Annotated in this window: 9 protein-coding genes; 4 read left to right on the top strand and 5 right to left on the bottom strand. The window is 59.5% G+C overall.

Annotated elements, in window-relative coordinates; all coding sequences use genetic code 11:
• Window positions 1–4: 4 nt before the first annotated feature.
• Entirely contained in the window at window positions 5–1,429 is a 1,425-nt protein-coding gene (locus tag F759_RS0114585; RefSeq protein ID WP_027800501.1) for an MdtA/MuxA family multidrug efflux RND transporter periplasmic adaptor subunit, read from the bottom strand.
• Between the two features lie 369 nt (window positions 1,430–1,798).
• The gene (locus tag F759_RS0114580) at window positions 1,799–2,635 is read right to left on the bottom strand and encodes an IclR family transcriptional regulator (RefSeq protein WP_027800500.1); all 837 of its coding nucleotides are present in this window, start codon (window positions 2,633–2,635) and stop codon (window positions 1,799–1,801) included.
• 871 nt (window positions 2,636–3,506) lie between these two features.
• Here F759_RS0114580 and F759_RS42855 point away from each other — a divergent pair.
• Both F759_RS42855 and F759_RS0114565 read left to right on the top strand, forming a co-directional pair.
• Window positions 3,507–4,691 carry a ParB-like protein gene (locus F759_RS42855; protein ID WP_154670912.1) on the top strand — a complete coding sequence of 395 codons (1,185 nt, stop codon included), beginning with the start codon at window positions 3,507–3,509 and terminating at the stop codon, window positions 4,689–4,691.
• A gap of 5 nt (window positions 4,692–4,696) precedes the next feature.
• On the top strand, window positions 4,697–4,960 hold the full coding sequence (locus F759_RS0114565; protein ID WP_027800498.1) for a hypothetical protein: 264 nt from the start codon (window positions 4,697–4,699) through the stop codon (window positions 4,958–4,960).
• 14 nt (window positions 4,961–4,974) lie between these two features.
• Here the strand turns inward: F759_RS0114565 and F759_RS0114560 are convergent, their stop codons facing one another.
• The gene (locus F759_RS0114560; protein WP_027800497.1) at window positions 4,975–6,222 is read right to left on the bottom strand and encodes an ABC transporter substrate-binding protein; all 1,248 of its coding nucleotides are present in this window, start codon (window positions 6,220–6,222) and stop codon (window positions 4,975–4,977) included.
• Between the two features lie 94 nt (window positions 6,223–6,316).
• Window positions 6,317–7,561: a DUF1479 domain-containing protein gene (locus F759_RS0114555; RefSeq protein ID WP_027800496.1), complete on the bottom strand. Its 1,245-nt coding sequence runs from the start codon at window positions 7,559–7,561 to the stop codon at window positions 6,317–6,319.
• A 96-nt stretch (window positions 7,562–7,657) separates the two neighbouring features.
• Here F759_RS0114555 and F759_RS37750 point away from each other — a divergent pair, with 96 nt between their 5' ends.
• Window positions 7,658–8,638: a helix-turn-helix domain-containing protein gene (locus F759_RS37750; protein ID WP_036024421.1), complete on the top strand. Its 981-nt coding sequence runs from the start codon at window positions 7,658–7,660 to the stop codon at window positions 8,636–8,638.
• Window positions 8,639–9,037: 399 nt separating this feature from the next.
• Here the strand turns inward: F759_RS37750 and F759_RS37745 are convergent, their stop codons facing one another.
• Window positions 9,038–10,381, bottom strand: coding sequence for an alkaline phosphatase family protein (locus F759_RS37745; protein WP_084534263.1), 1,344 nt, complete (start codon window positions 10,379–10,381; stop codon window positions 9,038–9,040).
• 369 nt (window positions 10,382–10,750) lie between these two features.
• Here F759_RS37745 and F759_RS0114540 point away from each other — a divergent pair.
• On the top strand, window positions 10,751–11,647 hold an 897-nt coding region (locus F759_RS0114540; protein ID WP_027800495.1), incomplete at its 3' end, for a LacI family DNA-binding transcriptional regulator.

The following is an 11,647-nucleotide window of genomic DNA, read 5'->3' as shown; positions in this document are numbered from 1 at the left end:
GCCTTTATTGCGAAGCTTGCGCCGCGTGCTTGCCGTGATGGACGCGCGCGCCCGAGGCGCCGGACGCGGCCGCCGCGCTGTTCGCACCTGAAGCACCGCGGGCGCCTGACGCCCCGCGCGGCTTGTCGGCCGGAATGGTGATCTTCGCGCCTTCCTTCAGGCGGTCGGAACCGTCGATCACGACGCGCTCGCCTACCTGCAAGCCCGATTTGATGCTGGTGCGCTCGCCGTCGACGGGGCCGACTTTGACCGGTTGCACGGTCACAGTGTTGTCGGATTTCACGACGTATACGAACTGGCCCATCGAACCGTTGAGCACGGCCGAAGTCGGCACGATCACCGCGTCCTTGATCGTGTTCACGAGCAGGCGCGTGTTGACGAACTGGTTCGGAAACAGCAGGTTCTTGCCGTTCTGGAAGATCGCGCGCAGCTTGACGGTGCCGGTCGTGGTGTCGATCTGGTTGTCTAGCGTCTCGAGCGCGCCGCCTTCGAGCGACGTGGTGTTGCTGCGGTCGTACGCGGTGACGGAGAGCTTCGCGCCAGTTTGCGTCTGTTCGAGAATCTGCTGCAGGTTGTCTTCAGAGGTGGTGAAGATCACGCTGATCGGCTGCAACTGTGTAATCACCACGATGCCGTTGGTCAGGCTCGGCGTCACATAGTTGCCGGGATCGACCTGGCGCAGGCCGACGCGGCCCGACACGGGCGCAGTGATCCGCGCATAGACGAGGTCGAGCTTGTAGGTATCGACATTAGCTTTGTCGGACTTCACGGTGCCTTCATATTGACGCACGAGGGACGCCTGCGTATCGACCTGCTGGCTCGCGATGGAGTCTTGCGAGAGCAGTGTCTGATAGCGCTTCAGATCGAGACGCGCGGTTTGCAGCAGCGCTTCGTCGCGCGCGAGCGTGCCTTGCGCGTTGTCGAGCGAGATCTGATACGGGCGCGGGTCGATCTGGGCGAGCAGGTCGCCCTTTTTGACCATCTGGCCTTCCTTGAAATACACGTCTTGCAGCGTGCCGCTGAGTTGCGGCAATACCGTGACGCTGGCAAGCGGCGTGACCGTGCCGAGCGCGGTCAGCACGACCGGCATCTCGCCTTGCGTTGCCGTGGCCACGTGGACGGGTTGCGGCATGTTGGCCATGCCGCCCAACCCGCCGCGGCCGGGCCGGCCGCTATGCGCGCCGCTCGCGCCGGGCGCCGTGCCGCCGGGCGAGCCCCACGGATGCCAGCGCCACAGCACGAAGCCGAGAATCGCGAGCGCGGCGACGATGAGCGCGATATTGCGGCCGCGATGGCTTCTGACGACGCCGGGCGGCGTGTCACGCTTATCGTGTTTATGCGACGGACGGTCTGGCGCGCCGCTCGGAGGCGTAGGCGAGGCCGGAGCGGTGGGGCGTGAAGTTTCCGAATGCTGTTGTTGTTCGTCCATCGGTTCGGTCAGTGACTGGCTTGGAAGTGAGGCGTTCACGCGATTGTGCCGCATCGACGCTGGGCGCTTGAGCGTGCGACGGCACGGCAGGCGGTTTCGACAGCGGGCGGCCCGCGCGTGTTCAGCGCGATGCTACCTGAGACGCCGGCAAGGATGCTTGCGCAGTGCCCGGCGACATTCATGCGGTCCGGGCTTCGTCGCGCCGTGCCGAACGGCCTTGCGCCAGACCGCGCGGGCCCTCGGCGGCAGGAATGCATGATCCTACGTCCCGCGCTCTGTAACAGTCCACCTGCGTATTTTTCTTTTGATTACGCCGGTTACAGGATGTAGGAAGTCGCGCGGCCCCGAGGCAGTGCGCGTTTTAGCGCTTCAGTTGTCGAGGCGGCGCCCCGGCGTGCCGCCGATCTCCAGCACGATTCGCGCGACGCAATCGAGCAGTTCGGGTGCGGCGCGGTTGATCAGCCAGTCGCGCGGGCACTGGTCGGCGGAGCCGCCGCAGTTGACTGCGTAGCGCTCGCCGGAGGGGCCGGTGAAGCCGAGCGCGATTGCGTTCAGGCCGTCGTGCCACTCGCCTGTTGCAATGGCGAAACCGCGCTGGATGGTTTCCTGCAGCGCCGTTTCCAGCGGGCCGCCGACATGGCCCCAGTCGTCGCCCTCGGCGGCCTGCAAACCGGTCAGCAATTTCGCGCGATCGGGTTCATCGAGCGCGGCCAGGTACGCGCGGCCGATCGCGGTGCGGCTCAGGCTCATCCGCGCGCCGACCTCGAGGCGCGAGACGAGCACGGCCGAACGAGGCCGGATCACGTCGATCGCCACCATGTCGAGGCGGTCGCGCACGGCCAGATGCACCGAGAGACGCGTGCGCTCCGCAAGTTCGATCAGGAACGGGCGGGCTCGCGCGCGAATATCGAAGTTGCGCAGAAAGCCATTGCTCAGTTCCAGGACCGACGAAGTCAGCACGAAGCGCTCGCTGTCGGGTAGCCGGAACAGAAAGCCGGCGCCGACCAGCGTCGCGGTGATCCGCGAGACAGTCGGCTTCGGAATGCCGGTGAGTTCGGTTAGTTCGCGGTTGCTGAGCGGTGCGCTTGCAGCGGCAATCGAACGGAGCACCGTCAGGCCACGTGCCAGCGCGGTGACCTCGTCGCCGGAGCCGTCTTTCTCTTTGACGGGGTCGGCGGCGGTGTGGGGTCGCGTTCGTGGGTTCATGTGGATTCTGGAACATTATTTCAGGTTATTTGCTTGAAGACCTGCTCGACGGTGCTGCGGTCGGCGCGCAAGGCCGTCCCGCAGGCGGCGTGCGCGCCTGTTTTCTTCGTATTATTCATTGTATCGGAATAATTTTCCGCAGCGCGCCGAGGCTGTTCAGATTTTGCTTGACTTAGTCAGCATAACCGTAAAAAATGGAACCTCATTTCGAAAGACGGTATCACGCATGGTTCTTTCATGCCGCGAATTTGCCGCCATCGGGCGCGGAGTCTGATGCAGACCGGTCCCGGTTCGCGGCTGCCGTGAATGCTCACCACCACAGCGCGCGTGGCCTCAGCCGTTTTCGAAATACCATCTCTCAGGTTCTAGCACGGCCCTCGGAATGGCTAGAACTTTTTAAGGCGTCACGGAAACGTGACGCTTTTTTTTTGTGCGTATGAGCACAACACAGTTTGCACCAAGTTGAATCCGTCGCTTTGCATGCAACAAAGTGTGCGCCATTCACAAAAAGTCGCTGCTGCATCGCAGCAATACAACGGAAGCGCACTATCGCCCTGGCGGAAGCGCGCTACAACGTGGGACGCAAATCCTGCAGTCGCAGTCGAGCGGATAACGTCCGAGGCGATGGCGGACATGCTGGCCACGAACCCGGTTGTTGAAGCCGGGGAAGCCGCCAAGCTTGGTGCAGGGGCACTACCGAGGTCGATACGGCCACTGCGCTTAGTGCTCTTGGCGGCGAATCCGGGATCCCGGAAAGGACGTCGCACAGTAGTTGAGGCGATGTTGCCGGACTCTGCTTGTGGCGGGGTTGTGGGCCACGTCACCCCAAGGAGAGCGCTCAACCGGCACGCGTGCAAGCCACTGGAAATCTGTGCCTGCCACGACCACCAGCAGACGTTCAACAGCTACGTCTAATTTCGCTGTTCATGTCGACGATTTTCAGCGCGGGCTCCTGGGCAACCCTGATCAGGCGGTCAACGACGTCGCTCGTGTCTGCGCTACGCCGCTGATCGTCGAAGTATTCATAGCCCGCGACGCAGCCAAGAGGAACAAGGACCGCCAAAACCAGGACGACGGCGAGCACGCGTCGCGTTACCAGGAAATTGCGCGACAGTACTGGCAGATCCGGCTCTGTGTTTTGCCTACTGACAAGCAACATCGGGAAGGCCCGTTTCAATACCGCGAAAGGAGAACGCGATGCTCAAGCATACTGAATTCGCATTCACCGAACCCTGTTATTCGCCATACGACGGCGTGCTCTTTTCGGTGTACAGCATGGGACGAGGCTACCGCGCCTTTACCTTGTCTATGGAAGCGGCATGCGAAAAGCTGGGCGCACGGCTTGCTTGCAGAAGCTTGCGGTGCTTGCGGCACTTTCCGGTCCATGCGCCGCAACTTCGAGGAGGCGCATATGAAGGAGCAATCGAGCCCGGAGGAAAGCAAGACGGCCCGCGATGATAGCCCGCGCTGGGTTTCATGGAACGTCCTGCGCCCAACACAAGGTGCGATTGGCTATGTCCAGGTGCAGGCGAAGAAAGCGAGCTATTTTGCTCTTGGCCCCGAGAAGCGCCGCCGGTTCGCTGAAGAACAGGCCGTAGTGACTATCCTGGGACCGAAAGGACTACTACATGTGATTGACCACCATCATTGGGCGCGGGCCTGGTTTGAGATAGGTTTGCCCGAAGCGCCCGTTCGCGTCAAGGAGGATTTGAGCCGCCTGACTGATGAACAGTTTGCGAAGACCATGTCGGAGCGAGGATGGGTCCACCCGTTTGACGAACATGGGCGAGAACATCCGGCAACTGAGCTTCCGAAATCGGTTGAAGCAATACCCGATGACATCTTCCAGAGCCTGGCGGCTTTCATCAGAGCCGCAGGCGTCTTTGAAAATCCAGGCGGGTTCAACGCAAAATTTGCATGGGCGGATTTCCTTAGACAGCGTGTCGCCACCCGCGCGGTAACGGTTGATGGTTTCGCGCTGATGCTCGCCGAGGCATTCGCGGCCACCCGGTTGCCCGAAGCTCGTGAGCTTCCCGGCTTCATTTCCAACGAGTAAGGGCCTTGGCCAAAATTTATACTGTGGGGGTGCGCGCCGAGGACGATGCTCTAGTCGACCGTCCCAGCGATGTCAGCTACACGATGTCAGCGTTCGTCTCGAACACTTGGGCGCAGGTCAGCGTGTTCGAAACTCTCGACGAATATCTTGTTGCCCAATGGACTCGTATACTCGATGACGAAAACCGTGCCTATGTTGCTCGGATTACGGACGGGCGGGATGTTATTTCAGAGCAATGCGTACGTGAGCCGCCTTGGCGCATGGGCTAGCTTCGTTGCCGCTATCAGCGGACCTTCGCCGCGGCAGCCAGCGCCTTGACGCCTTGCGCCGAGTCTTCGTTCGAGTTCATGAACTTGGTGACCGCGTCGGTTATCGCTCCCTCGGTCGCAGCCGATTGAACCATACCGAATTCGAGGGATGGGACAAAGCCACTGGACTTGATAGTCGCGATTTCATCCGCGTATGACTTTTTTGCGCAGGTGTCGAACTTGTCCATCGGTACGTTAAGACGAACTGGAATAGAACCCTTGTAGAGGCTGAAATCCTGCTGGAAATCGACCGACATGATGGTCTTGGCCATTGCCAGTTGTCCAGGTGTCGCGTCTTTCGCTCCGCGCTCCTGAAAGAACACAAACGAGTCGACAGAGTACGTGTAGGCATTCGATGTGCCCGGAGCCGGCGCGCAAATATAGTCGACGTCTGCTTTTTTGTTGGCATTGGCGAACTCGCCCTTTGCCCAGTCGCCCATGAACTGCATACCGCCGGAACCCGATAGCACCATTCCCGTAGCGACGTTCCAGTCGCGCGCCTGATATCCGCTGCCGAGGTAGCCATGAATTCTTCGCACGATGTCGAAGACCTGTACCATCTGCGGCGATGTCAGAGTCTGCTGGTCGAGGTCGACCAGTGCTTTACGATAAAAGTCCGCGCCTTGGGACAGCACCACGGTTTCCCATATTGTCATGTCCTGCCACGGCTGACCACCGTGCGCTACCGGGGTGATGCCCGCCGCGCGAAACTTGTCCGCCAGCGCGAAGAATTCTGGCCAGGTAGTTGGCGGTTTCCCACCCACCTTGTCCAGGTCCGCCTTGTTAATCCACAGCCAGTTGATGCGGTGAATTGAGAATGGCACACCGACATAGTGCCCGTCTGCCTTCATCTGTGTATCGAGCGTCGGGGGGAGGTTAGCTTTCCAGTCGGCAGCCACTTTGTCGATATTCGCCAGTACGCTTTGGCTCGCCCAATCCTGGATGAGCGGCCCCTTGATTTGAGCGGCAGACGGAGCGTTACCCGAAATCACCTGGGTTTTCAGAGCGGTCATCGCCGCCGCACCGCCACCGCCTGCAACTGCGAAGTCCTTCCATCCATATCCCTGCTTTTCCATGTCGTCTTTGAGGACACGGACGGCCTTCGACTCACCGCCTGACGTCCACCAATGCAAGACCGAGACGGACTCGGCGGCGTCAGCCGCCGGCGGAGCGACCATACCGAAAATCGCTGCTATTGCAGCGGCGAGTCCACACTTTTTCATCATTTGTCTCCTGATTGTTATCCGACTGCTGAGCATTTGCCGACGCTTGATGGTGGGCGAATGTGTTTTCGTTTAATAAGACGCCACTGTTCGCTTACAGATTCATGCCCATTTGTGACCGACCGAGAGGCGTCAGGTCATCGGCAGTGGCACGACCGACGAAATCGACTTCGAAGTGGTCTGCGGGAAAGTCCGGCGGGCTCTTTCCTTCAAGGAAGCTCGGCAGTTGCCGCTTCAGATAGGCGTCGTTCTTGGCGCACGACGGCAGCGACGCGATGTACATCACGTTGCTATAGCCCGTGCCTCGATGCGCATCCTCGACCGCATGAATGACGTCGCTGTGCCAGAACACGGTATCGCCAGCCTGCATCAATGGAATCGAAGACAGCGCGCGGAATAGCGGCGGGTGATATTCCTGCCTGATTGACAGCGCGCGCCCGGGCATCGCTCCGCACAAGTCGTCGTCGGCGATGTCGTCCTGCAGCGCGCGCAGAAGGATGTAGACCATCGAGTTTGCGATTGGCACGAGTTGCAGCGTTCCGTCGCCGGGACCTTGCGGCGTGAGCGCTGTCCACCCCTGGAAAGTGCGGAACATGGAGCAGACTGCCGGGGATGCAATTTCTTCGACATCGGTTCGCCACGCTGCGTCGAACGGGTCATAGTCGCGCCAGTTCCCGGAGAAGACGTGCCGGTAGACCTTGCGGAAGTTGGTCTCAATCCAGCGCTCTACCGAGCCGCCGTCGCAGTGCGCGGAGAGACCGAGTGACTCCGAGCCCGGTGGGCGGCGGCGCAGCCGGTCGGCATAGACCGGGACGTGGTTCGGGTCGAAATGGACCCGACCTTCGCTTTCCGTTTTCCAAAGGCGGTTCAGGAACACACGCGCTTGCGTAAGCTCGTCGGATTGGCGCGCCAGTACCTGCGGCTTTGACCAGTAGACGCCATAGATCTGGGGCTTGCTCGATGCGAGCTGACCGAAGTATTTGTCTTCGGCGCGCGTGAGCAGTTTTTTATCGAGGTCATTGCGCTCGACATAGTCTGCGATATCGTTGTCCCACTGCTCGACGAGCGATTGGTCAAATACCTTGCGGAATACACAAGCGCCGCGTGATTTGACAAGCGCAATCTGTTCCGGGCTTACCCGGTTCGCAACAATGTCTGCGAACTGGATTTCGGGAATGACTGCATCTCCCCGGTCTCGAACCGCGGCTATGCGATTGGCCTCTTCGTTCATCGCCGATTCGACCTCGGCGAAGACTGCCTTGTAGTTGGGCAGCGTTTCGCGCAACTCGCGCTTCGCTTTCCTGATTGCTGCCGGCAGGTCATCAATGTGCAGTGCCATTGCATCGTCTCCATATCGTTGCTGAGCAACTGAAGAGTACGATGCTGCCGACGTTTTCAGTGATAACATCCAGACAATGTCTTCGCACATTCAGCCATGAAAGCAGCGTACGAGCACGTTGGATTCGGTGGGAGTTGTTCCGTGCGGGTTTACCATCGGCGGCTGCCGAGGATTCCGTTCGAATGGCACCATCATCCTCAATACGAGTTGACCCTGACTATGAACAGCCAGGGGAAGCGGTATATCGGCGACTCGGTGGCGGTCTATGGCGACGACGACCTGGTCCTGGTTCCTCCGGACATGCCGCATACGTGGGCGTCCAATCGCTCAATAGACCCGACGAGTTCACAGGTCGCCATCGTCATATGGTTTGACGATGCATGGGTCCGGCGCTTCTCGGACCTCTGCCCAGAGTATGCGGACCTGCGCACTCTCCTGCGACGGGCCGTATGCGGATTGGTGTTCGAAGAAGGGGCTGGTACGCACATGCGACAGTATCTGGACCGGCTGCTTTCCGAAGACTCACGCGAACGTCTAACGACGGTGCTCGACATTCTGGTCTGGTTGTCGGATTTACCGGCAGTACCTTTAGCCTCGCCGAGCGCTTTCGAGGCGCGCATCGGCGCACCGTCAGGGCATGAGCCGGAACAGCTCAACCGCGTTCTCTCGTTGATTGAAACACAGTTCGCAGGACCGCTGCCACTCGCGACGCTCGCGCAAGCGTCCGGCCTTTCCGAACGCACCCTAACCCGACACTTTTCACATCACCTCGGTGAAAGCATCGGTCAGTACATCGCAAGGGTGAGAATCGGGCATGCCTGCCGGATGCTCACGGACACGCAACTGCCGATATCCGTGGTCGCTACGCGCTCTGGCTTTTCCAATGTTGCCAACTTCAACCGGCAGTTCAAAGCGACGAAGGCAATGACGCCTGCAGCTTACCGCCAACAGTTCACAGGGGCGGAACGCGCCGAGGATGAGGCTCAGCCATTGCTGACCGAGCGCTCGCCATCGCTAGAATCCAAAGCGGTTAATGCTCGACGCGGCGCAGCGCGCACTCGCCAACGTCCGGCCTGAATTTAGCTCTTATGTCGCCGGGTAGAAGCTCGACGGCGCTGCGGCATCGACGCGTTCGGGATGCCATGAAAGGTGAAGGACACTGCCCGTAAAGGTGCGTGCAACTCGAGCGCCAGGTCTGCCGACAGTGGTTCTCGAAACGACGGAGCAAATGCCTTTGTGCGTCGCGACGCATCACCGGCCAGGTCAGCGCGCTTTAGCTTTTATCTGCCTGAAGTCATTCGCTAGATATGTCTTTACGTCTTCCTCATTCGAAGAGCTTGTTGGACATACAAAGCCATAAGTGGGTGGAACTTTTTTGCGAACCTCCGCAGGGCGGAAGTTCCCCTTGGTGACTGCCGGAAGCTGGTGAAGCGCCCTTCTGTCGGGCGCCGGATGTACAGGCGTGAGCCGCCGGTCCTAGTGATGCGCATACAGTGGCAGAAAGGGATCCTTCGACCGCGGAGCCCCTTCGCTCGTGGGCCGCGGGTCACTACCCGCAGCGACGGGTGACGGGCATTGCGGGATATCGGAACGAGGCGTCGAAAGGCTCAATATCTTCGAGAAATTGTCCGCTGCGCGCACACGCGCCGTCAGGTTGAGCGCTCCATTGAGCCCAAGCAGCATGTCTGTTGTTTTCAGAATCGAGCTGTGGTCATACACCGAATGGTCGATGGTGCCAGCGGGAACGAAAGGAGAGACGACGATGGCTGGCACGCGTACGCCTAGCCTGTCAAACGCAAAGTTGTGGGTTTTCAGGCGGCCGTTTTCGGCGGAGCCCGGCGGCTTCGCATCTGGAGGCGTCACATGGTCAAAGAAGCCACCATGCTCATCGAAGACTATGAGCAGCACGCTGCTGGACCATAGGTTAGAACCACTGATAGCGTCGTACACTTGCTTGACCAACGCTTCCCCGTTCCGTACGTCGCCGGCCGGATGCATCGAATTGCCGTTTCTGAAGTCATTCTTGGCGTCGTACGTTGGCTCGATAAAAATAAACTTCTCGGTCAATGAATTATCGGCAAGCCGAGAAAGCAGCGTATCCATGCGAACGAAACGACTGAGCAGATTTTGCATCCCGTGAATACCGCGCGTCTGTGCAACGTCGCCTTGCACGATGAGCCAGTCCGACGCCTGAAGCTTTGAGAAAACCGTGCCGTTCGGAAAAGTGAAAAGTGGTGCGTTGAAGAACACCGCTTCCACAACTTGCGCATCACTCGGAGAATGGTCGAGCCCTGACGAGGTACCGGCTACGGCAAAGAAACGATTCGGCCATGTCGGTCCCGGCATCGATGCGAACCAGTAATCGCATACACCATATTGGCGGGCCAGGAAGTTCAGTACAGGGAGTTGGTCCGGTGTAAAGGCGTTGAAAGCGTCAGCTACTGCGTCGGAATGGTCTTCGTACGTTGCGGCAAAGCCCATTGTCGAAGTGTCCGTCGCAAATGGTGGATAGCCGCTCGCGCCGAAAACGAGGGAGTCGTTACGCACGGTATCCCCACTGGCTACCTGTAACCCGCACAGTTGGACACAGGCGTCGGTAAGTTCATGTCCCGGGTCAAAGCCGAGCGCGTAGGGCGCACCTTTGCCTAGCTGATATGCTGTCCCAGTTCGTCCGAAATTGACTATGGGCGTGGCGGGCAGTCCGTTGGCGGTTGTGGTTTCACCTCCGGGTGTGACGCCCGTCAGATTGGACCATCCGAACACGCTGTCGTAGGAACGATTCTCGAGCATCAGGACGAAAACGTGCTGTATCGCCGCCATAGGTCACCCCGGAATGTTATTGCCCGTAGTCTTTCATGTCTGGAGCAAGCCGATGCGGAAAGGCATTCGGGCCGCTATTGCCAGTTCGACTTCGCCCCAACTACTGTTGAGTGCAACGAACTGGTTTATTTATATCCTGACTTCCCGAAAACGCAATGAGAATCCACCCCGTACGGGTCTGCCCATTGCGTCGGTCAACCTGCTCGCGAGGCGCAGTCACGAACGTGTCTTCGGGCCAGACTTCAGCGAGCGCTCGACGTAGCAGATCCTGCTGGCTCGCGGGAGCTAAGCCACCATGTGGTGGGTCTTTATCGAGGTTCCTAGGAAACGGATAAACGCCTCAAAAACACCTCCATTTGAAGGCCCCTCATGGCGCACCGCTTTCTTACGAAGGAGATTGCCTGCCAGGCGGGCCTTGGACTTGCCACAGTCGACCGCGCGCTGAATGGACGGGAGCACGTCCGCGAACACACTCGCCAACGGGTGCAGCACGGGATAAAGGAACTGGAGAAACAACAGTTCCAGCTGGCGACTAGCGGGCGCAAGGTTGTCGTCGATGTCGTCGTCGAAGCGCCGCAAAGGTTTTCTGACGAAATACGGGAAGCGTTGGAATCTGAGCTACCGGGGTTGCATCCGGCGGTATTCAGACCACGGTTTCTGATGCAAGACACGATGACCACTGCGGAAGTTGTGGACGCATTGAGCGCGATTGGACGCAGGGGCAGCCACGGTGTGTTGCTCAAGGCACGAGATGTCCCTGAGATTGTTGCCGCTGTTTCCGGCTTGCGGCAGCGGGGCATTCCTGTCGTCACCATCTTTACGGATATTCCGCGGTCATCGCGCATTGCCTATGCCGGGCTCGACAACCACATGGCAGGCGCGACCGCCGCTTACCTCATCGGTCAATGGCTTGGTCGCCGTGAAGGCAATGTTCTGGTCACCATGAGTAGTGAGCGGTTTCGCGGGGAAGAAGAACGCGGAGCGAGCTTTCGGGATGAATTGACCCGCCGAAATCCGAAGCTAAGACTCGTCGATGCCAGCGGGGGGCACGGCCTCGACAGGGAAACGGAGAAGCGAGTCAAGCGGGCCGTTGATGCAGAGCGCAAAATTGTCGCGGTCTATTCGATGGGNGGAGGCAACGTTGCAATACTCCGTGCGCTCGGCNCGCTGGGTCAGGCGCCGAAATGTTTTATCGGGCATGACCTTGACAAAGATAACGTTGACTTGCTGCGTGACGGCAAACTGAGCGCTGTGTTGCATCACGAC

Origin of the sequence: Paraburkholderia dilworthii, from assembly GCF_000472525.1 — a bacterium.
GTDB classification, from domain to species: Bacteria; Pseudomonadota; Gammaproteobacteria; order Burkholderiales; family Burkholderiaceae; genus Paraburkholderia; species Paraburkholderia dilworthii.
Note: the sequence above shows the minus strand (reverse complement) of the source record. Positions and strands in the feature narration are given on the sequence as shown.